The 24,410-nt window shown below is 67.4% G+C and carries 25 protein-coding genes; 6 read left to right on the forward strand and 19 right to left on the reverse strand.

Translation table 11 applies throughout. From position 1 onward, the window contains the following. Window positions 1-39 precede the first annotated feature (39 nt). Window positions 40-414 carry a hypothetical protein gene (locus VRZ77_RS08510; protein ID WP_414592240.1) on the reverse strand — a complete coding sequence of 125 codons (375 nt, stop codon included), beginning with the start codon at window positions 412-414 and terminating at the stop codon, window positions 40-42. Between the two features lie 992 nt (window positions 415-1,406). On the opposite strand from VRZ77_RS08510, the gene phaC reads away from it, so the two are divergent. Then, the gene (gene phaC / locus VRZ77_RS08515) at window positions 1,407-3,146 is read left to right on the forward strand and encodes a class I poly(R)-hydroxyalkanoic acid synthase (protein ID WP_414592274.1); all 1,740 of its coding nucleotides are present in this window, start codon (window positions 1,407-1,409) and stop codon (window positions 3,144-3,146) included. A gap of 38 nt (window positions 3,147-3,184) precedes the next feature. Beyond that, window positions 3,185-3,961: a lysozyme inhibitor LprI family protein gene (locus VRZ77_RS08520; protein WP_414592241.1), complete on the forward strand. Its 777-nt coding sequence runs from the start codon at window positions 3,185-3,187 to the stop codon at window positions 3,959-3,961. 4 nt (window positions 3,962-3,965) lie between these two features. On the opposite strand, the gene VRZ77_RS08525 is transcribed toward VRZ77_RS08520, so the two are convergent. Both VRZ77_RS08525 and argC read right to left on the reverse strand, forming a co-directional pair. Further along, window positions 3,966-4,685, reverse strand: a complete 720-nt coding sequence (locus VRZ77_RS08525) for a carbonic anhydrase (RefSeq protein WP_414592242.1) — start codon at window positions 4,683-4,685, stop codon at window positions 3,966-3,968. A gap of 98 nt (window positions 4,686-4,783) precedes the next feature. Further along, window positions 4,784-5,839: an N-acetyl-gamma-glutamyl-phosphate reductase gene (gene argC, locus VRZ77_RS08530; protein ID WP_414592243.1), complete on the reverse strand. Its 1,056-nt coding sequence runs from the start codon at window positions 5,837-5,839 to the stop codon at window positions 4,784-4,786. A gap of 222 nt (window positions 5,840-6,061) precedes the next feature. Between argC and VRZ77_RS08535 the strand changes: the two genes are divergently transcribed. Continuing rightward, window positions 6,062-6,346: a hypothetical protein gene (locus VRZ77_RS08535; protein ID WP_414592244.1), complete on the forward strand. Its 285-nt coding sequence runs from the start codon at window positions 6,062-6,064 to the stop codon at window positions 6,344-6,346. A 118-nt stretch (window positions 6,347-6,464) separates the two neighbouring features. Then, window positions 6,465-8,516, forward strand: coding sequence for a DNA topoisomerase IV subunit B (gene parE, locus VRZ77_RS08540; RefSeq protein ID WP_414592245.1), 2,052 nt, complete (start codon window positions 6,465-6,467; stop codon window positions 8,514-8,516). A gap of 15 nt (window positions 8,517-8,531) precedes the next feature. Here the strand turns inward: parE and VRZ77_RS08545 are convergent, their stop codons facing one another. The 4 genes from VRZ77_RS08545 to VRZ77_RS08560 form a co-directional block, all read right to left on the reverse strand. Continuing rightward, window positions 8,532-9,158 (reverse strand): LysE family translocator, encoded by a 627-nt coding sequence (locus tag VRZ77_RS08545; RefSeq protein ID WP_414592246.1) that lies wholly within the window; start codon window positions 9,156-9,158, stop codon window positions 8,532-8,534. 159 nt (window positions 9,159-9,317) lie between these two features. Then, window positions 9,318-9,686 carry a helix-turn-helix domain-containing protein gene (locus tag VRZ77_RS08550; RefSeq protein ID WP_414592247.1) on the reverse strand — a complete coding sequence of 123 codons (369 nt, stop codon included), beginning with the start codon at window positions 9,684-9,686 and terminating at the stop codon, window positions 9,318-9,320. Then, window positions 9,683-10,129 (reverse strand): YtoQ family protein, encoded by a 447-nt coding sequence (locus VRZ77_RS08555; RefSeq protein WP_414592248.1) that lies wholly within the window; start codon window positions 10,127-10,129, stop codon window positions 9,683-9,685. Before VRZ77_RS08555 ends, VRZ77_RS08550 begins: the two co-directional genes overlap by 4 nt. Before the next feature lie 77 nt (window positions 10,130-10,206). Further along, complete coding sequence (locus VRZ77_RS08560; RefSeq protein ID WP_414592249.1) at window positions 10,207-10,692, reverse strand: GreA/GreB family elongation factor; 486 nt, start codon at window positions 10,690-10,692, stop codon at window positions 10,207-10,209. A gap of 229 nt (window positions 10,693-10,921) precedes the next feature. Here VRZ77_RS08560 and VRZ77_RS08565 point away from each other — a divergent pair, with 229 nt between their 5' ends. Continuing rightward, window positions 10,922-12,526, forward strand: coding sequence for a DEAD/DEAH box helicase (locus tag VRZ77_RS08565; protein ID WP_414592250.1), 1,605 nt, complete (start codon window positions 10,922-10,924; stop codon window positions 12,524-12,526). 80 nt (window positions 12,527-12,606) lie between these two features. Here the strand turns inward: VRZ77_RS08565 and VRZ77_RS08570 are convergent, their stop codons facing one another. The 10 genes from VRZ77_RS08570 to VRZ77_RS08615 all read right to left on the reverse strand — a co-directional run bounded on the left by VRZ77_RS08570 (window position 12,607) and on the right by VRZ77_RS08615 (window position 21,541). After that, the gene (locus VRZ77_RS08570; RefSeq protein WP_414592251.1) at window positions 12,607-13,434 is read right to left on the reverse strand and encodes a mechanosensitive ion channel family protein; all 828 of its coding nucleotides are present in this window, start codon (window positions 13,432-13,434) and stop codon (window positions 12,607-12,609) included. Between the two features lie 52 nt (window positions 13,435-13,486). Beyond that, a complete protein-coding gene (locus VRZ77_RS08575; RefSeq protein ID WP_414592252.1) occupies window positions 13,487-13,855 on the reverse strand; it encodes a TfoX/Sxy family protein in 369 nt (122 codons plus the stop codon). 11 nt (window positions 13,856-13,866) lie between these two features. Next, the gene (gene sufA, locus VRZ77_RS08580; RefSeq protein WP_414592253.1) at window positions 13,867-14,253 is read right to left on the reverse strand and encodes a Fe-S cluster assembly scaffold SufA; all 387 of its coding nucleotides are present in this window, start codon (window positions 14,251-14,253) and stop codon (window positions 13,867-13,869) included. A 136-nt stretch (window positions 14,254-14,389) separates the two neighbouring features. Next, on the reverse strand, window positions 14,390-14,809 hold the full coding sequence (locus VRZ77_RS08585) for a VOC family protein (RefSeq protein ID WP_414592254.1): 420 nt from the start codon (window positions 14,807-14,809) through the stop codon (window positions 14,390-14,392). Window positions 14,810-14,816: 7 nt separating this feature from the next. Beyond that, entirely contained in the window at window positions 14,817-15,188 is a 372-nt protein-coding gene (locus VRZ77_RS08590) for an SUF system Fe-S cluster assembly protein (protein WP_414592255.1), read from the reverse strand. Then, complete coding sequence (locus tag VRZ77_RS08595) at window positions 15,185-16,441, reverse strand: cysteine desulfurase (protein WP_414592256.1); 1,257 nt, start codon at window positions 16,439-16,441, stop codon at window positions 15,185-15,187. The genes VRZ77_RS08590 and VRZ77_RS08595 overlap by 4 nt, the downstream gene beginning before the upstream one ends. A gap of 136 nt (window positions 16,442-16,577) precedes the next feature. Beyond that, a complete protein-coding gene (sufD, locus tag VRZ77_RS08600) occupies window positions 16,578-17,894 on the reverse strand; it encodes a Fe-S cluster assembly protein SufD (protein ID WP_414592257.1) in 1,317 nt (438 codons plus the stop codon). Between the two features lie 10 nt (window positions 17,895-17,904). Next, window positions 17,905-18,669: a Fe-S cluster assembly ATPase SufC gene (sufC, locus tag VRZ77_RS08605; protein WP_414592258.1), complete on the reverse strand. Its 765-nt coding sequence runs from the start codon at window positions 18,667-18,669 to the stop codon at window positions 17,905-17,907. Between the two features lie 124 nt (window positions 18,670-18,793). After that, window positions 18,794-20,272, reverse strand: a complete 1,479-nt coding sequence (gene sufB / locus VRZ77_RS08610) for a Fe-S cluster assembly protein SufB (protein WP_414592259.1) — start codon at window positions 20,270-20,272, stop codon at window positions 18,794-18,796. Window positions 20,273-20,371: 99 nt separating this feature from the next. Next, a complete protein-coding gene (locus VRZ77_RS08615) occupies window positions 20,372-21,541 on the reverse strand; it encodes a cysteine desulfurase family protein (RefSeq protein WP_414592260.1) in 1,170 nt (389 codons plus the stop codon). Between the two features lie 339 nt (window positions 21,542-21,880). Here VRZ77_RS08615 and VRZ77_RS08620 point away from each other — a divergent pair, with 339 nt between their 5' ends. Beyond that, window positions 21,881-22,549: an alpha/beta hydrolase gene (locus VRZ77_RS08620; RefSeq protein WP_241619148.1), complete on the forward strand. Its 669-nt coding sequence runs from the start codon at window positions 21,881-21,883 to the stop codon at window positions 22,547-22,549. Between the two features lie 86 nt (window positions 22,550-22,635). On the opposite strand, the gene VRZ77_RS08625 is transcribed toward VRZ77_RS08620, so the two are convergent. Then, complete coding sequence (locus VRZ77_RS08625) at window positions 22,636-23,022, reverse strand: hypothetical protein (protein WP_414592261.1); 387 nt, start codon at window positions 23,020-23,022, stop codon at window positions 22,636-22,638. Window positions 23,023-23,220: 198 nt separating this feature from the next. Then, window positions 23,221-24,381 (reverse strand): anhydro-N-acetylmuramic acid kinase, encoded by a 1,161-nt coding sequence (locus tag VRZ77_RS08630; protein ID WP_414592262.1) that lies wholly within the window; start codon window positions 24,379-24,381, stop codon window positions 23,221-23,223. Window positions 24,382-24,410 lie beyond the last annotated feature (29 nt).

Raw genomic sequence — 24,410 nt, forward strand, 5'->3', positions numbered from 1 at the left:
TAAAGTGGCAGTAGCATGGCCCTGCGGTATCCTGTGGCGCTACTGCCCGGCGCTGCCGTCGTCCTGCCCGCCATCCTGCTCAATGTCGTTGAGCAATTGCTGCTCGCGCTGCTTGGCGAGGGTTTCGAGGTCGGTCTGCATTTTCGCGCGCGCGGCGGCGTCCATCACCGGGCGATCGCCGATCTGCGCGGGGGCGCCGAAGGTCGGGTAGGCGGGCTGGGGGGCGTTGGGATCGGCCTTCTTGCCCTCCTCCGGCCATTTGGTCACATCCGGCATCAGCGATTCCGCGACGCCGGCGCAGCCGCCCAGCGCAAGGCCGGCGGCCAGCAGGGTCGCCGCCGCAAGCAGACGCTGGCGCGCAGAAGGCCGCGTCCAAGCGTCGCGCGCCGGTGTCAGATCACCATGTCTTGCCACGTCCATCCTTCCACACTCGGGCTGCCGGAACGGCAGAAACGCTCGCTACTCCCGAACGGCACGTCTATGATGACTTCACCTATGAACGCACGCACCCTTGGGGACAAGCGTTGAGTGACCGAGACCCGACCCGGCGGACCGTCCGGCGCGCCGCCAAAGTCAGCAACAGCCGCGAGCCGCGCGTCGCCAGCCCGCCGGCCAGCGCAGCGCAGGAAGCGGGAAGGAACGCGGCAGGCGCGGCCCCCTCCCCCGAATCATCGGCCACGTCATCGGCGAAATCTTCGGCCAAACCGGCGCGGCCTTCGGTGAAGCCGGCAAGGTCCTCGGTGAAGCCGGCGCCTCCGGCCGCCACGGCCAAGGTCGTCGCCAAGACCGTCGCCACCAAGACAGCTGTCACCAGGACCGCGGTCGCTCCTGCGAAGACGGTCGCCGAGCCGGCCTCCGCTGCGCCATCCCGCACCCGCGGGCGCAAGCCCGATGCGGTCGAGGCGGCCCGGCCTGCCGCCAGCAAGGTGTCCGCGGCGCGCATCGCCGCCGCCAAGCAGGCTCTGGCCAGGGCCAAGGCCGCGCTGCCGCACGAACCGGAACCACCGGCCGCTCCGCGCGCGGTAAAGGCGAAGGTGAAAGCAGGCTCCGAGGTGCCCGCCGCCTCCGCGCCGGCAGCGCCCAAGACCGCGAAACCGAAGACGGCCTCCACCGAGACCGCCGCCCGCAAATCCGCCGCCCGCTCTGCCGGTGTCGGCACGGCTGCCGCCAAGCCTGCTCCCGCCAAGCCCTCTCCCGCCCAACCTGCTCCCGTCAGACCCGCTGCCGCGCCCCCGGCCTCCGCCGCACCGAAGGCCCCCGTCCTCGAAACGCTGGCGACACCGGCACCCAGGCAAGCTCCCGCCCCTGCCACAGCCGCGCCCGCCGCGAAATCCGCTCCCGAGCCGCAGGAAACGTCCTCGCCGGTTTCGATCGATTTCGAGGCCTTCGCCGGCAACCTTGCCCGGATGATCGAGGAGGGCGGCAAGGCGATGGCCGCCTATCTGCGCCCGCGCGAGGACGGCACCATCAAGGATGACGTGGCCGAGGACATCGCCGACGTCATGAAGACGCTAGGCAATGTCGCGGAATACTGGATGATCGACCCGCAGCGCGCGGTCGAGGCACAGTCACGGCTGATCGGCGGCTATCTCTCATTGTGGTCCTCGACCCTCAAGCGGCTCGGAGGGGAGGAAACAGCTCCCGTCGTCGCCCCACCAGCCCGCGATGCCCGCTTTATCGATCCGGAATGGAGCAGCAATCCGTTCTTCGACACGCTGAAGCAGACCTATCTGCTGACCGCCAACTGGGCGGAAAAGATGGTCGACGAGGCCGAGATCGACCCGCACACCAAGCACAAGGCGGAATTCTATGTCCGCCAGATCGCCGGTGCGGTCTCGCCCTCCAATTTCGTGCTCACCAATCCCGAATTGCTGCGCACCACGCTGGCTTCCAACGGCGACAATCTGGTGCGCGGCATGAAGATGCTGGCCGAGGATATCGAAGCCGGCGGCGGTGAGCTGAAGATCCGCCAGACCGACCATTCCAAGTTCAAGGTCGGCGAGAACCTCGCCACCACGCCGGGCAAGGTGATCTTCCAGAACGAGCTGATGCAGCTCATCCAGTATGCGCCCGCCACCGAGCAGGTGCTGCGCACGCCGGTGGTAATCGTGCCGCCCTGGATCAACAAATATTACGTGCTCGACCTCAACGCCGAGAAATCCTTCGTCCGCTGGGCGGTGGCGCAGGGGCTGACCGTGTTCATCGTCTCCTGGGTGAACCCGGACGCCTCGCTCGCCGCCAAGGGTTTCGGCGACTACATGCATGACGGCGTGCTGAAAGCGATCGAGGTCGCCCGCAAGGCGGCCAATGTCGAGGAGGTGCACACAGTCGGCTATTGCGTCGGCGGCACCATGCTGTCGATGACGTTGGCCTGGCTGGCGGCGGGACAACCCGGCGGCATCGCCGAGGCCGGCATCCGCTCGGCGAGCTTCCTCACCACCCAGGTCGACTTCACCTATGCCGGCGACCTGAAGGTGTTCATCGACGAAGAACAGATTTCCAGTCTCGAACGCCGCATGCTGGAATCCGGCGTGATGGAAGGCGGCAAGATGGCCCGCGCTTTCAACATGCTGCGCGCCAATGATCTGATCTGGCCCTATGTGGTGAACAATTATCTCAAGGGGCAGGCGCCGTTTCCGTTCGACATCCTGCATTGGAACTCGGATTCCACGCGGCTGCCGGCGGCGAACCACTCGTTCTACTTGCGCAATTGCTACCTCGATAACCTGTTCGCGAAAGGCAACCTGCACCTTGAGGGGCGGCAGCTCGATCTCTCCAAGGTCACGCTGCCGATCTATTCCCTCGCCACCCGCGAGGACCACATCGCGCCCGCGCAATCGGTGTTCCTCGGCATGCAGCTGTTCGGCACGCAGAGCCGCTTCGTGCTGGCGGGCTCCGGCCACATCGCCGGCGTGGTCAATCCGCCCGCGCGCGGCAAGTACCAGTACTGGACCGGCGCGACGCCCGCCGGGAAGCTGGAGGACTGGCTCGACAACGCGCAGATGCATCCCGGCTCGTGGTGGCCGGACTGGATGGCCTGGATCGAGGCGCAGGACGGCGCCCGTGTTCCCGCCCGCATCCCCGGCGATGGTCCGTTCCCGCCGTTGGAGGACGCGCCCGGCAGCTATGTGAAGGTGAACGCGTGAGGGGCACCGCCGGCCGGGCATTGCACGCCGCCTGTGGCATGATTTGGCTCGCCGCCCCGGCGGTGCTGCTGTGCCTCGCCGCCGCGCCGGCCGGCGCCGCCAGCTTCGACTGCGCCAAGGCGCGGCTTTCCGACGAGAAAGCCGTGTGCGCCGACCCCAATCTTTCCGCCCTCGACAGCGAGATGGGCGGGCTGTGGTTCGCCTATGAACGCATCCCGCTCCTAATGGGCGGCAGCGCGGCGCGGCGCGACGAGGCCCACGCCTTCCTGAGCGAGCGCGGACGCTGCGCCGGCGACATCGCCTGCCTCACCCGCGCCTATGAGACCCGCATCGCCGCGCTGCGCAAGAACCTCGCCGGCGCGCTCGACGCGCTGACGCGGCAGGCCAATTCCGATGGCGCCCCCGCGCCGCAGCCGGTGACCGACCAGGTAAGCAGCTATCTCAAGCAGTGCCGCACGCTGGGCGGCACGCCGCGCGGCAACCAGTGGCCGTTCATGATGAGCGCCGACCTCGACCGCGATGGGCAGCCCGACTATGTGCTGAACACGCAGAACCTGGCCTGCGACGGCGCAGCCACCGCCTATTGCGCCAATGACGGCTGCGACATCGCGGTCAGCCTCTCCACGGCTGGCTACCGGCCGGAGGGGCTGCGCGGCAGCGACCCGGTGCTGGCGCAGGACGCCAAGGCCACCGTGCTCGAACTCTGGGTCGACCGCTTCCAATGCCCCGACGCCGCGCCGGAGGCGGCCTGCTGGGGCACCTGGAAATGGGACGGCGCCAAGCTGAAGGCGAGCTACGCGGTGCGGGCGCGGTAGGCGCTCACGCCTGAAAGTCGACGACACCGCTCGACAGGTCGTAGACGCCGCCGACAAGACGCACCTTCCCGGCCTTTTTCGCTTCCGTGACCATGGCGCTGCCATTGCCGATCGCGCCGAGGACCAGCCGGACATTGGTGGCGATAGCGTTGCTCAGCAGGTCGCCCGGCTGCGTCTGCGCCTTCAGCACCGCCGGCAGGATCGGTTCCACCATGGTGGCGATGGCGCCGGGATACTCGGCCCTCTCGGTCACCATCTTCACCGCCGCCTCCACCGCGCCGCAGCCGCTATGACCCAGCACCAGAACCAGCGGCGCGCCGAGAACCGCGACGCCATATTCGATCGAGCCGAGCGCCGTCTGGTCGACCGTGTTGCCGGCCACGCGCACGACGAACAATTCGCCGAGGCTGGCATCGAACAGGAGCTCGGGCGAGGTGCGCGAATCCGAGCACGTCACCACCACCGCGAAAGGCGCCTGCCCGCCAGCGAGCGCGGCAATACGCTCCACGCCGCCGACCACCACGCAGGAAGCGCCCTTCACAAAGGCTTCGTTGCCGGTTTTCAGCCGGGCGAGCGCCTCGTCGCTGCTCAGCGTGGTCTTGGCCTTGGGGTCCGCTGCCAAAGCGGGCGCAACGCCCATGCGCACGCCGAGGCCGGCAGCGACACAGCCGCAGGCCAGCGTCCGGAACAGGCCGCGACGGGATAATATTCCTGACGTCGACATGACGGCTTCTCCCTCTTGTCTTGTTATGAAGGGAGAAGCTCCGGCACACTGATACCCAAGGTCAAGCTTTGCTCAGAATGCGGAGGTAAGCCGCACGCTCACGGGAACATGGCCACCTGTTCCAGCCCCAGCGTCTCGGGGAAGCCGAGCACCAGGTTCATGTTCTGCACCGCCTGGCCGGAAGCGCCCTTCACCAGATTGTCGAGCGTCGAGATGATGATGACCCGGCCCGGCTGGCGGTCCGCCACCACGCCGAGGAAGGTCATGTTCGAGCCCTTGACGAAGCGCGACTGCGGCACCTGGCCGAGCGGGAGCACATGCACGAACGGCTCGGCCTTGTAGAAGTCCGCCAGCACGCGATGCACGCCCTCCGCCCCGATGCCGGCGCCGGTCTTCACATAAATGGTCGCGTAGATGCCGCGGCTCATCGGAATGAGGTGCGGGGTGAAGCTCGGCACGATGGAGCGGCCAGCGGCCTTGGAATATTCCTGGTCCAGCTCCGCCATGTGCCGGTGGCCACCAACGCCATAAGCGTGCATGCCGTCGGTCACTTCGGTGTAGAGCAGGCTCTCCTTGGCCGAACGCCCGGCCCCGGTGACGCCGCTCTTGGCGTCGATCACGATATGGTCCGGCTCGATGGCGCCGGCCTCGATCAGCGGCACAACGGGCAGAATCGCGGTCGTGGTGTAGCAGCCGGGATTGGCGACGAGGCGCGCCTTGCGGATGTCGGCGCGATACAGCTCGACAATGCCGTAGACCGCCTCCTGCTGCAGTTCCAGCGCCTGATGCGGGTGGCCGTACCACTGCTCATAGGCGCCGGGGTCGCGCAGCCGGAAATCGGCCGACAGATCGACCATTTTGATATGCGGCGCGGTCTCGAAGACCTTCTTGATCACCTGCTGCGTGGTGCCGTGCGGCAGGGCGCAGAAGGCAAGGTCCACCTTGCTCCAGTCCACCTCGTCGATGGTGGTGAGCACGGGCAGGCTCAGCGGGGCGAATTGCGGGAACACCTCGGCCATGCTCTGGCCGGCCTTGCGGTCGGCGGTGAGCGCGACGATGTCCACGCGCGGATGACGGACCAGAAGGCGCACCAGCTCAGCGCCGGTGTAGCCCGAAGCCCCGAGTATCGCGATCCGCGCCCTGCTTTCCGTCATCTCACCGTCTCCTCGATGTCCCGCGCGCGTTCGGCGGGAAACGCGCATCTACACCCGATGGGTGTCGGACGGAAGACGGCGCGCCGCATGCCACCTTCCCGTTTGCCGGGATGGCGCGGTGGCGCGGGCAGGAGCCATGCGGCCGCCCGGCTTGCTGCCTGGCGCATAAAGGCCGATATAGAACACAGGTGCCGGCTCACGGCTGCCTCCAGGAAGCCGGGAATGATGACACCTAATGCCTTTCTGACCCTGGGCGTGCGCATGGCGCGTCTGGGCCTCGACTCGCAGATCGTGGTTGCCGAACGCCTGTCGCGCTTTGCCCGTGGCGATCTTGATTCCGGTATGGAAGCGATGCGCATGATCACCGAGAAGGCGCTGGCGCTCGCCGAGGTCAATGCCCGGATCGCCACCTCCGCCGCCACCGGGCGGCTGGAGCATGCCGGCCCGGAAATCGTCGCCATGTATGGCCGCAAGGTGCGCGCGAACCGGCGCCGCCTCAAGGGTTAGTTCAGATGGCCGGCCGCCGCGCGGGGTGACGCGTTCACGACCTGTTCCCCACGGGGAGACGGCCTGCCATAGTATCGTCTGATCGAATCACTCCAGCAGTTGCGAGCTTTCCTCAGCAATGTCGAATTCCGACGACCTGTTCGCCTCCGTACCCCCGCCCGCCCCGCGCCCGACGCCCGCAAGGGCCGAGCGTAGTCCGGCGCGCGCGCCGGCGGCAGGCAGCGGGGCGGAAGCGGCCTATACCGCCGCCGATATCGAGGTGCTGGAAGGGCTGGAGCCGGTGCGGCGCCGGCCCGGCATGTATATTGGCGGCACCGACGAGAAGGCGCTGCACCACCTCTTCGCCGAGGTGATCGACAATTCCATGGACGAGGCGGTCGCCGGCCATGCCAGTTTCATCGAGGTGGAACTTACCGCCGACGGTTTCCTCGCCGTGACCGATAACGGGCGCGGCATCCCGATCGAGAACCACCCGAAATATCCCGGCAAGTCGGCGCTGGAGGTCATCCTGACCACGCTGCATGCCGGCGGCAAGTTCGACAGCAAGGTCTATGAGACCTCGGGCGGCCTGCACGGCGTCGGCGTCTCGGTGGTGAACGCGCTCTCCGACCTCTTGGAGGTCGAGGTCGCGCGCGGGCAGGTGCTTTACCGCCAGACCTATTCGCGCGGCGTGCCGCAGGGCCCGATCGCGGAAGTCGGCCGGGTGCAGAACCGGCGCGGCACGCGCGTGCGCTTCCATCCCGACCCGCAGATCTTCGGCGCCGAGGCCCGCTTCAAGCCGGCGCGCGTGTTCAAGATGGCCCGCTCCAAGGCCTATCTGTTCGGCGGGGTGGAAATCCGCTGGAACTGCGATCCGTCGCTGGTGGCCGGCACCGACGTGCCGGAAAAGGCGATTTTCCGCTTCCCGGGCGGCTTGAAGGACTACCTCGCCGCCGACATCGCCGGGCACACGCTGGTGCATGGCGATATATTTGCCGGCAAAACATCCCGCCCCGGCGGCCACGGTTCGGCGGAATGGGCGGTGGCGTGGCTGGGGGATTCCGACGGCTCGGTCGCCTCCTACTGCAACACCATTCCCACCGCCGAGGGCGGCACCCATGAAGCGGGGTTCCGCGCGGTGCTGCTCAAGGGCCTGCGTGACCATGCCGAGCGCACCGGCAACGCCAAGCGCGCCGCAATCATCACCGGCGACGACGTGATGGCGGGCTGCGCGGCCATGCTCTCGGTCTTCGTCCGCGAGCCGGAATTCCAGGGCCAGACCAAGGAAAAGCTCGCCACGGCCGAGGCTGCGCGCATCGTCGAGGCCGCGATGCGCGACCCGTTCGACCATTGGCTCGCCGGAAACCCGGTGCAGGCCGGGCGGCTGCTCGACTGGGTGATCGAGCGCGCCGACGAGCGGCTGCGCCGCCGGCAGGAAAAGGAAGTCTCGCGCAAGAGCGCGGTGCGCAAGCTGCGCCTGCCCGGCAAGCTGGCGGACTGCTCCAATAATTCCGCAGCCGGCTCAGAACTTTTCATCGTCGAAGGCGATTCGGCCGGCGGCTCGGCCAAGCAGGCGCGCGAGCGCCAGAGCCAGGCGGTGCTGCCCCTGCGCGGCAAGATACTGAACGTCGCCAGCGCCACCCGCGACAAGCTCGCCCAGAACCAGCAGCTCGCCGACCTGTTGCAGGCACTGGGCTGCGGCTCCGGCGCGCATTATCGCGACGAGGATCTGCGCTATGAGCGCGTGATCATCATGACAGACGCCGATGTCGACGGCGCGCATATCGCCTCGCTGCTGGTGACCTTCTTCTTCCGCCAGATGCCCAAGCTGATCGAGAACGGGCACCTGTTTCTCGCCGTGCCCCCGCTCTACCGCATCACGCAGGGCGCCAAGACGCTCTATGCCCGCGACGAGGCGCATCGCGACGAACTGCTCCGGAAGGAATTCTCCGGGCGCGGCAAGGTGGATATCGGCCGCTTCAAGGGCCTCGGCGAGATGATGCCGGCGCAGCTCAAGGAAACCACGATGAACCCGAAGACGCGCACCCTGCTGCGCGTCACCGTCGCCGATGCCGAGCGCGCGACCACCGCCGACACGGTGGAGCGGCTGATGGGCAACAAGCCGGAAAGCCGCTTCGCCTTCATCTCCGAACGCGCGGCCTTTGCCGGCGAGGAACTGCTGGACATCTGAGCGGCGGGCCCGCCCTCACCGCCGCTCGAACGCGATCCTCGCCGCCAGCATCAGGAAAATGCCGCCGGTCGCGATCTGGAACGCGCGGGCGATCCGCGCCCGGCTCATCAGCCAGCCGCCGATGCGGCCGGCGAACAGGCCGACCGCGAGGTTCACCACCGTTCCGCCGATGTTGAACACCAGCCCGAGCAGCAGGAACTGCAGGAAGGTCGAGCCGCGCGCGGGATCGACGAATTGCGGCAGGAAGGCGAGGATGAACACCGCAACCTTGGGGTTGAGCACGTTCACCACCACCGCCTCGCGGAACGCCCGCCCCGGCGTGGTGCGCCGCGCCCCTTCAGCCGACAGAGGCAGTGCCGGCGAGCGAAAGGCCTGCACGGCGAGCCACACCAGATAGGCGACGCCGGCCCAGCGGATCGCCTCGAAGGCGCCGGGATGGGTGGCAAGCAGCGCCGCCAGCCCCAGCGCGGCGGCCAGCGTGTGCACCATGCCCCCGGCCGCGATGCCGAAGCTCGCCGCCACCCCGGCGCGCGGGCCGGACTTCATGCCCTGCCCGAGACAGAACAGCATGTCGTTGCCCGGCGTCAGGTTCAGCGCCAGCGCGGCGGGGATAAAGACCAGAAGCGTCTCGACGGGGATCATGGTTTGCCCTTGCCATCATTGCGAGGCGGTGGGTGCCCGCAGTGGGACACGGCAACAAGCCGCTAGTGATGAAACATCAGCGTTCAATCCCCAGCGTTTGGATATGGCGGCTGCCGGCGCAGTCGTTAGTCCCTGCACAGTCCGCCAGCAACCCGCCGACTACTCCCCAGGTATCTCAATGGAGGGCCCCAGTACGAGATCGTCTGGCGTGTAGCGCTCGATCCGACCGGGGAGATAATAGATGTCGGACACTCGATCATGCTCGGCTACGGTCCACTCGGTGTTGCCCGCCTTTCGGACCCACAAGAAGGACGTCGCAGCCTCCCCGCTTTGCCGCTTCTCTCTGACGTCGGGCGTTATCCCGTTGACCAGCATGTCGGAAATGCGAGCTGCCACCGTGTCGGGAATCGGCTTGCCGCCCGTCGCCCATCGACGAGCCGTGCGAACATCGACCCCCAGCAGCTTCGCCAACGCCGCGGGCGAGAGGTTGAGTTTTGCGAGAGCTGCCTGAAGTTCGGCGAAGGTCATGGCAGTACACCTGTCAGCACATAGCGCAGGATCTGCACGACCTGCTCTGGTTGCTCGGCGACCGCGAGAGCTGCGGCATCGACCTCTTTCAGCGCATGCTGGTGGTCGGGCCCATGAAGTATGATCAGCGACTTGCCCAGGCCGGCGGCCATGCCGGCATCAAAGGCGGCGTTCCATTGCTTGTACTTCTCGCCGAACCGAACAACCACGACGTCCGCCTGCTCGATCCCACGGCGCGTTCGAATGGCGTTGATCTGTGCGCCCTTGCGATCGTGCCAGAACTTGTTCGGCTCCGCACCGAGGATAGCGACGCCGCAATCATCACTCGCCGCGTGATCGGTGACGGGGCCGTGGAAGGCGACGTCGAGATCCTTCGCGCCATCGATGATCTGCTCGCGCCAGTCGGTGTGGATTTCGCCGGACAGGTAAACTTGCAGCGTCATGACATGCCTCTCGCACTGTGCGTTGGTGCGGGATGTAGCAAACCGAGCCGCCTTTGGCACCCGCCTGAGCCTAAACCTTACACGGCTGGCGGTGCTTCGGGCTCGGGATCGACGGCGACAATCTCCATTGTGCCGGCGGGCAGCTCCACCTCGTCGCCGATCCATTTGCCGAGCAGCGCGCGCGAGACCGGCGCGTTCCAACCGATGCGCCCAAGCTTCGGATCGGCCTCGTCCTCGCCGACGATGCGGAAGCTGCGGCGGGCGCCGCGCGCATCCTCCAGCGTCGCCGCCATGCCGATGGCGATGCGCTCCTCGCCCGGCACTGGCTCGACCATTTCGGCGCTGGCGCGGCGCTGCGTCCAGTAGCGCAGGTCGCGCGCGGCGAGCGCGGCGGCGTCGAGGTCGCCGCTCGCCTGTGCCGCGCCCCTCGCCTCGCGCAGCCGCGCGATCTCGGCGTCGATCAGCGCGAGCCCGCGCCGCGTCACCAGGTTGCGCGCGGTGCTCACCGGCCGCTCGGGCGGCGCCTCGGGGCCGCCATCCTCCTTCACGAAAGCCCGGCTCATGCCACCAACCGTCCTCCCAGCGTCCTCATTGTGCAGCCCGCGGGCCACACCGGCCCGCAAACTCTTGACAGCCGCGAAATCCATTGACTTTCGGGGCTTTGTCCCTATGTTGCAACGCGTCGTCTTAACCTGTCCGAACGATGCGCCCCGCGCGAAGACGATGCAGCCCGTCCCCGGTTACGGCTCGAGGGATCCGGTGAGCGGTGCGCTGCCGCAGAATTGATCCTAGATGCCTTTTAACGAACTGGGCCTGAGCGACAAGGTGCTCGCGGCTGTCGAGGCCACCGGCTATACCGAGCCGACGCCGATTCAGGCGCAGGCCATCCCGCATGTGCTTGCGCGCCGCGACGTTCTGGGCCTCGCCCAGACCGGCACCGGCAAGACCGCCGCCTTCACGCTGCCCATGCTGACCCTGCTGGAACAGGGCCGCGCCCGCGCCCGCATGCCGCGCACGCTCATCCTTGAGCCGACCCGCGAGCTGGCCGCGCAGGTGGAGGAGAACTTCACCCGCTACGGCAAGAACCACAAGCTGAATGTCGCGCTGCTGATCGGCGGCGTCTCGTTCGGCGACCAGGACGCCAAGCTGGTGCGCGGCGTCGATGTGCTGATCGCCACACCCGGACGCCTGCTCGATCATGTCGAGCGCGGGCGCCTGCTGCTCTCCGGCATCGAGATCCTGGTCATCGACGAAGCCGACCGCATGCTGGACATGGGCTTCATCCCGGACATCGAACGCATCTGCAAGCTGGTGCCGTTCACCCGCCAGACGCTGTTCTTCTCCGCGACGATGCCGCCGGAAATCCAGCGCCTCGTCTCGCAGTTCCTGTCCAACCCGGTGCAGGTCGAGGCGTCCCGCCCCTCCTCCACCGGCGAGAACATCACCCAGCTGCTGGTGGCGACCGGCCGCGAGGATTACGAGAAGCGCGAAAAGCTGCGCGAACTTATCGACAGTGCGGAAAACCTGCAGAACGGCATCATCTTCTGCAACCGCAAGAGCGAGGTCGCGGTCGTTCACAAGTCGCTGCTGCGCCACGGCTACAAGGCGGTGTGCCTGCACGGCGACATGGACCAGCGCTCGCGCATGCAGGCGCTGGACGCGTTCCGCACCGGCGAAGCCAACCTGCTGGTCGCCTCCGACGTCGCCGCGCGCGGCCTCGACATTCCGGCGGTGAGCCACGTCTTCAACTATGACGCGCCCCACCACGCCGAGGATTATGTGCACCGCATCGGCCGCACCGGCCGCGCGGGCCGCTCCGGCGCGGCGTTCACGCTCGTCGCCCATGCCGACACCAAGTCGCTGGCGGCGATCGAGAAGCTGATCGGCAAGTCCATCGACTGGAAAGACGGCGTGGAACTCGGCGAGGCTCCGCCGCGCGAGGCGCGCTCCGGCCATGGCCGCTCCGGCAGCTCGCGCGGGGGCGAATCCCGCTCCTCGGAGCGTGGTTCCGGCGAGCGCGAGCGCAAGGGCGCCCGTCCCGCCCGCCGCCGCGACGGCACGGAGCGCCCGGCCGCCCCGGCCGAGATCGAGGCCGCCGCGCCCGAGCTTGTTCAGGATAGCGAGCCGGTCGCCAAGCCCGCCCGCAGCCGCAGCCGCCGTCCGGCCAAGGACGCGGCTCCCGCCGAAGCCGCCGCGCCCGCCAGTGAGCCGCGTGCCGAACGCGCCCCGCGCCCGGCCGGCAAGGACGGCTCGGCCAAGGCCAGCCCGGCCCGCGCGCCGGTGACGCCGATCACGCCGCGCCGCAATGAGGATCGCCCGTCGCGTCACGACGAGCCGGCGGATACCTCGCACCTCCCGGCCTTCCTGCTGCGCCCGGTGCGCATCAAGGCCGGCTGACAAACGCCTCCGGCCCGCGAATGCACGCGGGCCTTGGCCGCCGGGCGACGCGGACGGGCGACACGGAGCGCTCCTGCCCGTTAAACGGCCACCCCGGCCTTGGCCGTGCTGCGCTTGGGCCGCGCGGGCACCTCGGCCTCCGCGGCCGGCGGCGGCGCGGGTCGCAGCAGCGAGCGTACATGCGTGGTGAGCGCGGTCTTGATCGCGCCGGCATCGCTTGGAGCTGCCCAGCCCGACATGGTGATCTCCACCCGATCGAACCCCATTTTGGTGATGGCGACAGACGGTCCCGGCTGCGTCTTCACGCGCGCGTCGCCTTCCAGGAACGCCTTGGCCCGCGCCAACAGGCCTTCGACATCGCTATCCGGCTTCACCTCGACCACCAGATCGAAGCGGCGCAGATCGTAGGCGGATTTGTTGACGATCGGCGAGCCCCAGACCTTTCCATTCGGGATCAGTACCTGAACATTGTCGCCGGACGCGATCTCGGTGGTGAACAGCGAGAGGCCCTTCACCGTCCCCGACTCGCCGCCGACCTCCACCGCATCGCCCACGCGGAACGGGCGGAACAGCAGCAGCATCACCCCGGCCGCCAAATTGGTCAGCGTGCCCTGCAGAGCGAGGCCGATGGCCAGCGAGGTCGCGCCCAGCACCGCGATGATGCTGGTGGTCTGGATGCCGAAGCGCTGGAGCACGGCGACGCCGACGAACACCAGCACGCCATAGCGGCACAGATTGGCGAGGAAGCCTGCCACGGTGGGATCGACCCGGTGCGTCGCGGCCAGAGCCCGCAGCACCATGCGCTCAAGGACGCTCGCGATCCACCATCCCGCGACCAGCAGGCCGAGCGCATAGACCACGTTCAGCCCGTAAAGGACGAACAGATTGCCGAGTTCTTCGAGGTTCATGCCGTGCTCCGTCATCGCCATCCAAGGCGTAACGGATGAGAGCGGCGCGGGTTCACTCGCCGCGCGGATTACCGGGCCGCATGCGCCGGCGCGGCAGGGTGCGCGCCACCGCCGCCGCCCGCGCCACGCCGAGAGCCTGCCGGGCCAGCGCGGCGAGTTGCTCGCCATCGTCCAGCGCGCTCTCGGGCAGCGACCAGAAACCCATGGTCACCGGCTTACCCTGCTTTTCATAAGTGAAGGCACGGCCGCCGGCCGCGCGCAGCGTGCCCGCCAAAGCGGCATCGGCTTTCAGGAAAATCTGACCGTCGACGCAGATCGCGATCATCAGCCCGTCGGCATAGATGCCGCTGCCGCCGAACATCGCGCGCACGCGCACGGGACCGAAGACGGCAAAAACATCTTCGATCGCCGCCGCGTCCATGGGGCGTGGCCTCAGGCGCGCGGCTCGAAACCCTCGGCGCGTACCGGGGTGATGGCCACGGATTCGCCGCAGCCGCAGGCCGAGGTCTGGTTCGGATTGTTGAACACGAACTGGGCGGACATCTTGTCGGCCTTGAAGTCCATCTCGGTGCCGAGCAGATACATGATCGCCTTGGGGTCGATCAGCACCTTCACGCCCTTGTCCTCGACCACCTCGTCGAAGCGCCCGGCCTCCTCGGCGAACTCCATCGTGTATTCCATGCCGGCGCAGCCGCCATTCTTCACGCCGACGCGCAGGCCCACCACCGGCTTTTCAGAGCGGGCGATGATGGAGCGCACGCGCTCGGCGGCGGCGTCGGTGAGCCGCATGACGGGCGGACGGGAGCGGGGAAGGGCCATGTCGTTCATCTCCTAATCGACGCCGGTTCAAGGCCGGCGGATCGGTACGCTCAAGATGGGGTATCCGCGTGGCGCAGGCAAGGGCGCAAGCGGCGGGACTGCCCCGCTCCCTCGTCATTGCGCCGCCTGGCCGTCCTCAGTAGTTCGGCCACAGCCCCGGCGTCGCCAGCTCCACCAGATGGCCGTCCGGGTCGCGGAAATAGAGGCTGACGCCGCCGCCCTTCCAGTCGACCCTGCCCTCGACCGCCACCTGCGCGGCCGCCAGATGCGATTCCCAGGCGGGCAGCGCCTCGGCGGGGATTCCCAGCGCATAGTGCAGCGGGCCGTGGCCGTCATGGGGCGGGATGGTGCCTTCCGCCATAGTCACCGGTTCCAGCGTCGCCCCGCGCAGGAACAGCAGCAGCACGCTGCCGGGACCGGCGTCATAGGCCGCAATTCGGTCATCGGCGATCATCGGCTTCAGGCCGAGCACGTCCTCATAGAAGGCGCGGGCGCGGGGGAGATCGTCGACATAGAGCCCGGTCTCGACCACACCGGAGATCGGCGGCGCGGACATGGGCGGCCTACCAGAGGTTCAGCGTCAGCCGCGCCTCTTCCGACATCCGGCCCTGGTCCCACGGCGGATCGAAGGTGAGGTTGACGTTGACGCCGGCCACGCCGCCGACGCTCGCCACCGCGCCTTCCACCATGCCGGGAAGCTCGGCGGCGGAGGGGCAGTTCGGCGTGGTCAGCGTCATCTCGACAGCCACCTGCCGATCATCGGTGATGTCGACCTTGTAGATCAGGCCGAGCTCATAGATGTCGACCGGGATTTCCGGGTCGTAGACGGACTTCAGCGCCGCGACGATATCGTCGGTCAGGCGTTCGAGTTCGTCGGCCGGAATCGACGAGTCGATGGACGGCACGTTCGGGCCGTCGGTTGCAGTCTCGCTCATGCGAACAGATCCTGAGCCTTGATGAGGGCGTCGGCGAGAATGTCGACCTCCTCATGCGTGTTGTAGAGCGCGAACGACGCCCGGCACGTCGCCGTTACACCATATCGCCCCAGAAGCGGCATTGCGCAATGGGTGCCGGCGCGGACGGCGACGCCGGCGCGGTCGATGATGGTGGCGATGTCGTGGGGATGGGCGCCCTCGATATCGAAGGCGAAGATCGCGCCCTTGCCCGGCGCGTCGCCATAGAGGCGCAGCGAATTGATCCGCGACAGGCGCTCGCGGGCATAAGAGGCGAGCGAGGCTTCATGCGCGGCGATGCGCTCGCGCCCGAGGCTCTCCATATAGACCAGCGCCTCGCCGAGGCCGATGGCCTGCACGATGGGCGGGGTGCCGGCCTCGAAGCGGTGGGGCGGCTCGCCATAGGTGACGCCCTCCTCGGTGACGGTGCGGATCATCTCGCCGCCGCCCTCGTAAGGCGGCATTTTCTCCAGCAGCGCCCGCTTGCCATACAGCACGCCGATGCCGGTCGGTCCGTAGAGCTTGTGGCCGGTGATGCCGTAGAAGTCGACATCGAGGTCCTGCACGTCGACCGGCATGTGCACGCTCGACTGAGCGCCGTCGACCACCACCACGGCGCCGACCTCATGGGCGAGGCGGGCGATCTCCTTGATCGGCGTCACCGTGCCGAGCACGTTGGACATATGGGTGATGGCCACCACCTTGGTGCGCTCGGTCAGCAGCGCCTTGAAGGCGTCGAGGTCGAACGCGCCGTCTTCCGTCACCGGCGCCCATTTGATCACCGCGCCCTTGCGCTCGCGCAGGTAGTTCCACGGCACGATGTTGGAGTGGTGCTCCATGATCGAGAGCACGATCTCGTCGCCCTCGCCGATCGACTGGCCGAGCGAGGAGGCGACGAGGTTCAGCGCGCCGGTGACGGAGCGGGTGAAGATCACCTCTTCCAGCGACGGCGCGTTGAGGAAGGCGCGCACGCGCTCGCGGGCCTGCTCATAGGCTTCGGTCATCGCATTGGCGAGGAAATGCAGGCCGCGATGGACGTTGGAATATTCGTTCTCATAGGCGTAGCGCATGCGGTCCAGCACCTGGACCGGCTTCTGCGCCGAGGCGCCGTTGTCGAGATAGACCAGCTTCTTGCCGTAGACCTGCTTGGACAGGATCGGGAAATCCTGCCGCACCAGATTCACGTCATAGCGGTCGCCGGAAACCGCGGGGTGTAATGCGACAGGCTCACTCATCGAGTGCCCCTCCAAAGGGCGTCATCCCGGCCGTCGCGACGCGCGGAGCCGGGATCGCGGGCCGATAATGGCCCTCATTCCTTGAGAGCGATCCCGGATCGCGGCAGTGCCGCGTCCGGGATGACGACATCGGGTATCAGCCCCGCGCCTTGAGCCAGCTTTCCGCGCGCTCGACCAGCGCCTCGCGCAGCACGTCGTTCTCGACCGTCTCGATGGCCTCGCCGACGAAAGCCTGCACCAGAAGGCTCTGCGCCTCTTTCAGCGGAATGCCGCGGGCGCGCAGGTAGAACAGCAGATCCTCGTCGATCGCGCCGCAGGTGGCGCCGTGGCCGCAGGCGACGTCGTCGGCGAAGATTTCCAGCTCCGGCTTGTTGTCCATCTCGGCATCGTCGCCGAGCAGCAGCGCGCGGCTCATCATCCGCCCGTCGGTCTTCTGGGCGGCCTGACGGACCACGATCTTGCCCTGGAACACCGCGCGGGAATTGTCATCCAGCACGTGCTTGAACAGCTCCCGGCTCTCGCAGCCCGGCACGGTGTGGTCGACGAACAGCGTGGAATCCACATGCTGGCGCCCCTTCACCAGCACCGCGCCGTTGAAGGCGACATGGCTGTCGGCGCCCGAGAGCGTCGCGTAAAGCGAGGTGCGGGCGACCGCCGCGCCGCTGGAGAAGCCGAAGGCATGAAGCTGCGCATTGCGGCCGACATCGAACAGCAGCGTGGCAAGGTGGATCGCCGCGGCGCCCTCCTCCTGAAGCCGCACCACGTCGAGATGGGCCTCGTCGCCCACCACGAACTCGGTCGCCACATTCGCCTGATAGGCGAGGCCATCCGGCCCCTCGAAGCTCTCGGCATAGGTGAAGTGCGCGCCGGCGCCGACGATCACCAGCGAACGGGCGAAGCTCGCCGCCGCGATATCCCCGGCGAAGACATGCGCGATATGGACCGGACGTTCGATCTGAGCGCCCGGCGCGACCGTGATGACGAGGCCATCGCTCGCCAGTGCTGTGTTCAGGGCCAGCGCCGCGTCGTAGCGCGCGGGCACGATGCCGCCGAGCTGGCCGAGCACCGCATCCCCGCTCGCAAGCGCGTCGGCGAGGGTGGAGATGGTCAGGCCGCTCTCAAGGGCGTCGAGATCGGACAGCTCGCGCACCACCGCGCCATTGGCGACGACGATGCGGCGCACCTCCGCGCCGTTCAGCAGCCGCGCGCGGGCGTCCGCCTGCGCCACCGTGGCGGGCGACGCCAGCGGCACCGCCTCGCGCATCAGATTGCGCAGGTCGGTGTACTTCCATTCCTCGACACGCCGGTGCGGCAGGCCATTCTCGACGAAGGCGCGGGCGCTGGCGCGGCGCAGATCGGCGAGCCGGCCACCGCCGGCCTCGGGCAGCGTGCCGAGCGCGCTCACCAGCGCCTGCTCGGCCGGGGTCCTTATCGGACGGATGTCAGCGTTCATCTCAGCCACCTCACGCCGCGTCCTGCTGGTACTCGGCATAGCCATTGGCTTCGAGCTCAAGGGCGAGCTCCTTGCCGCCGGAGCGCACGATGCGGCCCTTGTTCATGACATGCACGAAGTCCGGGACGATGTGGTTGAGCAGGCGCTGATAATGGGTGATGACGATCATGCCGCGATCGGGCGAGCGCAGCGCGTTCACGCCTTCCGACACCACCTTCAGCGCGTCGATGTCGAGGCCGGAATCGGTCTCGTCGAGGATGCAGATCTTCGGCTCCAGAATGGCCATCTGGAGGATTTCCATCCGCTTCTTCTCGCCGCCGGAGAAGCCGACATTCACGCCGCGCTTGAGCATGTCCGGGTTGATGCCGAGCGCGCCGGACTTGGCCTTCACCAGGCGCAGGAAGTCCGGGGTGGAGATTTCCGCCTCGCCGCGCTTCTTGCGCTGGGCGTTCAGCGCCGCGCGCAGGAAGGTCATGGTGGCGACGCCGGGCACCTCGATCGGGTACTGGAAGGCGAGGAACACGCCCTTGGCGGCGCGCTCGTCGATTTCCATCTCCAGCAGGTCTTCGCCGTCGAGCGTCACCGAGCCGTCGGTGACCTCATAGTCCTCCTTGCCGGCGAGGATGTAGGACAGCGTGGACTTGCCGGAGCCGTTCGGCCCCATGATGGCGTGGACTTCGCCGGGGTTCACCTTCAGCGAGAGACCCTTGAGGATTTCCTTGCCCTCGTCGCCGTCGATCTTGGCGTGGAGGTTATCGATGTCGAGCATGGCCATGACGTTCATTCCATCGTGACGCGCGGTATCCCGGCCGGTGCCGGAGCGCGCTGTAATCCTAGGAGACGATCCCGGCTCGCGGCGCCGCCGCGTCCGGGATGACGATTGCGTGTTCAGGCCGCCGTCAGCCCACCGAGCCTTCGAGGCTCACCGAGATCAGCTTCTGCGCTTCCACCGCGAACTCCATGGGGAGTTGCTGGAGCACATCCTTGACGAAGCCATTCACGATCAGCGCGGTGGCTTCCTCGGGATCGAGGCCGCGCTGGCGGCAGTAGAACAGCTGGTCCTCGGAGATCTTCGAGGTCGTCGCCTCATGCTCGAAATGCGCGCTGGCGTTCTTCGATTCGATATAGGGCACGGTGTGCGCCCCGCACTTGTCGCCGATCAGCAGGCTGTCGCAGTTCGTGAAGTTGCGCGCGCCGGTGGCCTTCTTGTGCGCTGTGACGAGGCCGCGATAGGTGTTGTCCGAGTAGCCGGCCGCGATGCCCTTGGAGATGATGCGGCTCGACGTGTTCTTGCCGAGATGGATCATCTTGGTGCCGCTGTCGACCTGCTGGCGCCCGTTGGAAATCGCGATCGAGTAGAACTCGCCCTGCGAGTTGTCGCCGCGCAGGATGCAGCTCGGGTACTTCCAGGTGATCGCCGAGCCGGTCTCGACCTGGGTCCAGGAAATCTTGGAACGATCGCCCCGGCAGTCGCCGCGCTTGGTGACGAAGTTGAAGATGCCGCCCTTGCCGTCCTTGTCGCCGGGATACCAGTTCTGGACGGTGGAGTACTTGATTTCGGCATCGGCCAGCGCCACCAGCTCGACCACCGCGGCGTGGAGCTGGTTCTCGTCGCGCATCGGGGCCGTGCAGCCTTCGAGATAGCTCACATAGGCGCCTTCATCCGCGATGATCAGCGTGCGCTCGAACTGGCCGGTATTGCGCTCGTTGATGCGGAAATAGGTCGAGAGCTCCATCGGGCAGCGCACGCCCTTGGGCACGTAGACGAACGAGCCGTCGGAGAACACCGCCGAGTTCAGCGTCGCGAAGAAATTGTCGGTGACCGGGACCACCGAGCCGAGATACTTCTTCACCAGCTCGGGATATTCGCGGATCGCTTCCGAGATCGGCATGAAGATCACGCCGGCCTTGGCAAGCTCCTCCTTGAAGGTGGTCGCCACCGAGACGGAATCGAACACCGCGTCCACGGCCACCTTGGAGCCGCCGGTGCTCTCGATGCCGAGCAGCGCGTCGCGCTCGCGCAGCGGGATGCCGAGCTTCTCGTACGTTGCAAGGATCTCCGGGTCGATATCGTCGATCGACTTCGGCCCATCCTTCGCCTTGGGCGCGGAATAGTAATACAGGTCCTGATAGTCGATGGCCGGGTAGCTCACGCGCGCCCAGTCCGGCTCGCGCATGGTCTGCCAGCGACGGAACGCCTCAAGGCGCCATTCCAGCATCCATTCCGGCTCGTTCTTCTTGGCCGAGATGAAGCGAACGGTGTTCTCGTCGAGCCCTTTCGGCGCCTTCTCCGACTCGATATCGGTGAAGAACCCGTATTTGTACTGATCGACGTCGATGGAGCGGACCTGCTCCACTGTCTCCTGTACGGCCGGCATCGTCTCTCTCCTCTCCCACGCGGGTTCAAGGCCCGCGGGTCAGGTCAACAAGTCTTCGACACGGGCGCCGTATGAAAGGTGCGCCCGGATGGCTTCGCCCTACGCCGCGCGCGAGCGGCGCAGCAGGCCCGGCATCACCCGGCGGAACACGCCGAGCGCCCGGTCGACATCCTCTTCCCCGCTCGACCAGCCGAACGACAGGCGGAAGGCCGAACGCGCGATACGCTCCGGCACCCCCATGGCGGACAGCACATGAGAGGGGCCGACCTTGCCCGACGAACAGGCCGCACCGGCGCTCACCGCCAGCCCCGCCAGATCGAGCGCGATCACCATGGTCTCCGCCGGCACGCCCGGCAGCGACAGGCTTGTGGTGTTCGGCAGCCGGTCGACATCGCCGACCAGCAGGACAAGCTCGGGAAACTCGCACCTTAGAGCGCTTTCAAGCCGATCGCGCAAGGCAGCGATACGTATTTGTTCTGATTCTAAACTGACCCTCGCCACCTGCGCCGCCGCCCCGAAAGCGGCAATCGCCGGCACGTTCTCGCTGCCCGCGCGCAGCCCGCGCTCCTGCCCGCCGCCACCGATCAGCGCGGCCGGGCGAAGCTCCTCGTCCACCAGCACAAGGGCGCCGGCACCGGGCGCGCCGCCGATCTTGTGCGCGGACACCGAGAGCAGGTCGACGCCGAGCGCGCGGGCGTCGACATCGATGCGTCCCGCCGCCTGCACCGCGTCGCTATGCACCAGCGCGCCATGGCCATGCGCACGGCGCGCGGCTTCCGCCACAGGCTGCACCACGCCGGTCTCGTTATTGGCCAGCATCACCGAGACCAGCGCCCGGCGGCCGGCGGCGGCATGACGGGAAAGCGCAGCCTCCAGCGCGCCGAGGTCCAACCGCCCGCGCGCGTCGACCGGCAGCACCTCGACCTTCTCCGGCGCGAAGCGATGGCCGCGCAGCACGGCGGAATGCTCCACCGCGCTCACCAGTAGCACGTCGAGCGGGACGTCCTCGCCGCCGCGCTGATAATGCGGCGTCAGCGCCAGCACGTCGGCCTCGGTGCCGCTGGAGGTGAACACCACCCCGCGCGCGCCCGCCCCGACCAAAGCGGCGACATGGGCCCGCGCGGCCTCGATCTCCTGGCGCGCGCCGCGCCCCTCGCCATGGATCGACGAGGGGTTGCCGGTCACCGCGAAGACGTCGGCCATCGCCCGCGCCGCCTCGGGGCGGATCGGCGAGGTCGCATTGTGATCGAGATAGACGCGTTCGTTCATGTCATCCACGGGCTCGAAATCCGGACGGCCCACCCTATATAGGGAAAAGCCTCGCCGAGGGGGCCGGCCTTTCGCAATGCTTGCAAAAAAGGGCCATCTCCTTCATAGCTTGGCCAACTCTTCTGCTGCTGGAAGATATCGTGTCGCACAATTGAATCTGCAACCGATGCAATCCAGCGTAGAATATTAGAATTATTCTAATAAGTTAAGGTCCCTACCCTGTGTCGTCAAGGCGCCGGCGGTAATCAGGAGCCCGGAGGGGACGAGCGCGGATCATCCGCCGCTGTTTCCAAAGGACCACGATCCGGCCCGCGCCGCACCCCCAAGGTCACGAACTTCATGCCTGAGGTCATTTTTACCGGCGAGAAGGGGCGGCTCGAAGGCCGCTACCAGCCGGCCAAGACGCGTCGCGCGCCGATCGCCATCATCCTGCACCCGCACCCCCAGTTCGGCGGCACGATGAACAACCCGGTCGTCTACAACCTCTATTACCAGTTCGTGAACCGGGGCTTCTCGACCCTGCGCTTCAACTTTCGCGGCGTCGGCCGCTCGCAGGGCTCGTTCGACCATGGCCAGGGCGAGCTGGCGGATGCCGCCGCCGCGCTGGACTGGGCACAGTCGATCAACCCGGACGCCCGCGCCTGCTGGATCGCCGGCTTCTCCTTCGGCGCCTGGATCGGCATGCAGCTTCTGATGCGCCGCCCCGAGGTGGAGGGCTTCATCTCCATCGCCGCGCCGGCGAACCTGTATGATTTCTCGTTCCTCGCCCCCTGCCCGTCCTCCGGCCTGTTCGTGCACGGCGACAAGGACGCGGTGGTGCCGTTCTCCGCCGTCACCGGCCTCGTCGAGAAGCTGAAGACGCAGAAGGGCATCGTCATCGACCAGCAGACCGTCCCCGGCGCCAACCACTTCTTCGACGGCAAGACCGAGGATCTGATGGAAGTGATCGGCGGCTATCTCGACAAGCGCCTGCCCGGCACCGCGATCAAGAAGATCACCGCGGCCTGAGCCTTCGCGCCCCTTCGGGGCGTCTCACATACGAAAAGCCCGGCGCTCATCACGCCGGGCTTTTTGCTGTGCGGGGGTCTAAAAGCTCAGTTGAAGACGAGCTGGGCCGGGTTGGTCACGGTCACGCGGTCGCCGCGCCGGGCGATCTCGACCACGCTCGGGGAGGTTTCCACCGCGCCGGGAACCGAGAAGCTCACCGCCTGCTCCGGCTGCAACGTGGCCGCGACGCGGATCGGGGCGCCGCCGGCGACGCTCAGCGTGGCGACGACATGGTAGCCGTCCGCTTCGTCGGTGTAATAGGCCACGCCGTTGACGTAGCCGATATTGATGACCTGCGCCGCCTCGGGACGAAGGCCGGACGACCTCTCCTCGGCGCGGGCGGGAACGAGCAGGGCGATCGCGAGAAGGGCGGCGATCAGGCCGAGCGGAATGAGGTCGCTTAACAGCTCAAGCGGGCGAAAGGTCGTGCGCATCGAAGGCTCCACAAGGTTCTGTCCAGGCGTGTTAATCGGGAAGCTGCCTGCCTGGCGAGCCGGACTTCCGGGAGCCCTCAAGATAAGCGAATATTGTTGCAGCGCATCATTCGTGTATGCATTGCACCATTGCGTTTCAGGAATATTGGGGCGACTTGTCGCAATATTCAGCTTTCCTGAATGCACGATTCAGATGAACTATGCCGATCCCGATACTGTCCGCTCGTTCGCAACGATGACCCCGCCGGTCATCGGCGCCGGCACCCCGGTGGTGCCGGGAAAGCTCAGCGGCAGGCCGCGCAGGCTGCGCACCGCGAGGAAGGCGAAGGCCTGTGCCTCCATATCGTCGGACGACCAACCGACCTCATCGGCGGTCTCGGTTTTGATGCCGGTGCGCTCGCCAAGCATGCGCAGCAGCGTCAGGTTATGCGCACCGCCGCCCGCAGCGATCAACCGCTCCGGCCGAGCCGGCAGGAAGCGCAGCACGGCCCCGACACAGGCGGCGGTAAGCGCGGTCAGCGTCGCCGCGCCATCCGCCGTGCTCATGCCGGCAAGGCCGCCGTGCTCCTCGACCCAGCCACGGAAATCGTTGCGATCGAGCGACTTCGGCGGCGGGCGGTGAAAGAACGGGTGGCCGAGCAGCCGTTCGATCGCCGCCTCGTCCACCATCCCGGCTTTGGCGATGGCGCCGTCCTCGTCGAAAGGCAGGCCGGTGCGGGATTTAACGAAGTCGTCGACCAGCGCATTGGCCGGCCCGGTATCGCAGGCGATGGGATCGCGCATGCCGTCGATGTAAGAAATGTTGGCAACACCCCCGAGATTGAGCACCAGCAGCGGCTTGGCCGGTCCGAGACCACGCGCCAGCGCCCGATGATAGACCGGCACCAGCGGTGCACCTTGTCCGCCGGCGGCGACATCGGCGGCGCGCATGTCGTAAACCAGCGTCGTCTTGCCGGTCGTCAGTCCTCGCGCCGCCCGCGCCAGTGCCGGACCGTCGCCGATCTGCACGGTCAGCGCGATTTCCGGCCGGTGCAGCACGGTCTGGCCGTGATAGCCGATCACGTCGACGTCGCGATAGGCTGGGAACTCTTTGAGAAAACTGGCCAGCGCCTGGGCATGGCGCTCGGTCGAGAGTCGCTCGGCGCGCGCCAGAATGCCCGGCCGCGCGTTCCGGTCGGTCACCTCCCGCGCATCGGCAATCGCGCGGAACAGCAATTCCCGCGTTTCGGAAGCGTAGACATAGGTCCGCCCCGGCCCGAACAGGTGAATGTCCTCGCCGTCGGTCTCGATCAGCGCGACGTCGATGCCGTCCAGTGACGTCCCGCTCATCAGGCCGATGGCTTTGCGGATGGCCGACATCTGCGTTCCTCGGGGTGCTTTCGCCGCGT

This window comes from Ancylobacter sp. G4_0304, from assembly GCF_047501495.1.
Lineage (GTDB): Bacteria > Pseudomonadota > Alphaproteobacteria > Rhizobiales > Xanthobacteraceae > Ancylobacter.

What these genes read in the sequence shown, in the direction of transcription:
- phaC (WP_414592274.1), top strand. Translation starts at nt 1,407, where the DNA reads ATGATCGAGGAGGGCGGCAAGGCGATGGCCGCCTATCTGCGCCCGCGC.
- VRZ77_RS08560 (WP_414592249.1), bottom strand. Translation starts at nt 10,692, where the DNA reads ATGAGCCGGGCTTTCGTGAAGGAGGATGGCGGCCCCGAGGCGCCGCCC.
- VRZ77_RS08525 (WP_414592242.1), bottom strand. Translation starts at nt 4,685, where the DNA reads ATGTCGACGTCAGGAATATTATCCCGTCGCGGCCTGTTCCGGACGCTG.
- sufC (WP_414592258.1), bottom strand. Translation starts at nt 18,669, where the DNA reads ATGGCCATGCTCGACATCGATAACCTCCACGCCAAGATCGACGGCGAC.
- sufA (WP_414592253.1), bottom strand. Translation starts at nt 14,253, where the DNA reads ATGGCCCTTCCCCGCTCCCGTCCGCCCGTCATGCGGCTCACCGACGCC.
- VRZ77_RS08630 (WP_414592262.1), bottom strand. Translation starts at nt 24,381, where the DNA reads ATGTCGGCCATCCGCAAAGCCATCGGCCTGATGAGCGGGACGTCACTG.
- VRZ77_RS08575 (WP_414592252.1), bottom strand. Translation starts at nt 13,855, where the DNA reads ATGGACGCGGCGGCGATCGAAGATGTTTTTGCCGTCTTCGGTCCCGTG.
- VRZ77_RS08520 (WP_414592241.1), top strand. Translation starts at nt 3,185, where the DNA reads ATGATTTGGCTCGCCGCCCCGGCGGTGCTGCTGTGCCTCGCCGCCGCG.
- VRZ77_RS08615 (WP_414592260.1), bottom strand. Translation starts at nt 21,541, where the DNA reads ATGAACGAACGCGTCTATCTCGATCACAATGCGACCTCGCCGATCCGC.
- argC (WP_414592243.1), bottom strand. Translation starts at nt 5,839, where the DNA reads ATGACGGAAAGCAGGGCGCGGATCGCGATACTCGGGGCTTCGGGCTAC.
- VRZ77_RS08545 (WP_414592246.1), bottom strand. Translation starts at nt 9,158, where the DNA reads ATGATCCCCGTCGAGACGCTTCTGGTCTTTATCCCCGCCGCGCTGGCG.
- VRZ77_RS08625 (WP_414592261.1), bottom strand. Translation starts at nt 23,022, where the DNA reads ATGCGCACGACCTTTCGCCCGCTTGAGCTGTTAAGCGACCTCATTCCG.
- VRZ77_RS08620 (WP_241619148.1), top strand. Translation starts at nt 21,881, where the DNA reads ATGCCTGAGGTCATTTTTACCGGCGAGAAGGGGCGGCTCGAAGGCCGC.
- VRZ77_RS08570 (WP_414592251.1), bottom strand. Translation starts at nt 13,434, where the DNA reads ATGAACCTCGAAGAACTCGGCAATCTGTTCGTCCTTTACGGGCTGAAC.
- VRZ77_RS08565 (WP_414592250.1), top strand. Translation starts at nt 10,922, where the DNA reads ATGCCTTTTAACGAACTGGGCCTGAGCGACAAGGTGCTCGCGGCTGTC.
- VRZ77_RS08590 (WP_414592255.1), bottom strand. Translation starts at nt 15,188, where the DNA reads ATGAGCGAGACTGCAACCGACGGCCCGAACGTGCCGTCCATCGACTCG.
- VRZ77_RS08585 (WP_414592254.1), bottom strand. Translation starts at nt 14,809, where the DNA reads ATGTCCGCGCCGCCGATCTCCGGTGTGGTCGAGACCGGGCTCTATGTC.
- VRZ77_RS08555 (WP_414592248.1), bottom strand. Translation starts at nt 10,129, where the DNA reads ATGACGCTGCAAGTTTACCTGTCCGGCGAAATCCACACCGACTGGCGC.
- VRZ77_RS08535 (WP_414592244.1), top strand. Translation starts at nt 6,062, where the DNA reads ATGATGACACCTAATGCCTTTCTGACCCTGGGCGTGCGCATGGCGCGT.
- parE (WP_414592245.1), top strand. Translation starts at nt 6,465, where the DNA reads ATGTCGAATTCCGACGACCTGTTCGCCTCCGTACCCCCGCCCGCCCCG.
- sufD (WP_414592257.1), bottom strand. Translation starts at nt 17,894, where the DNA reads ATGAACGCTGACATCCGTCCGATAAGGACCCCGGCCGAGCAGGCGCTG.
- VRZ77_RS08595 (WP_414592256.1), bottom strand. Translation starts at nt 16,441, where the DNA reads ATGAGTGAGCCTGTCGCATTACACCCCGCGGTTTCCGGCGACCGCTAT.
- VRZ77_RS08550 (WP_414592247.1), bottom strand. Translation starts at nt 9,686, where the DNA reads ATGACCTTCGCCGAACTTCAGGCAGCTCTCGCAAAACTCAACCTCTCG.
- sufB (WP_414592259.1), bottom strand. Translation starts at nt 20,272, where the DNA reads ATGCCGGCCGTACAGGAGACAGTGGAGCAGGTCCGCTCCATCGACGTC.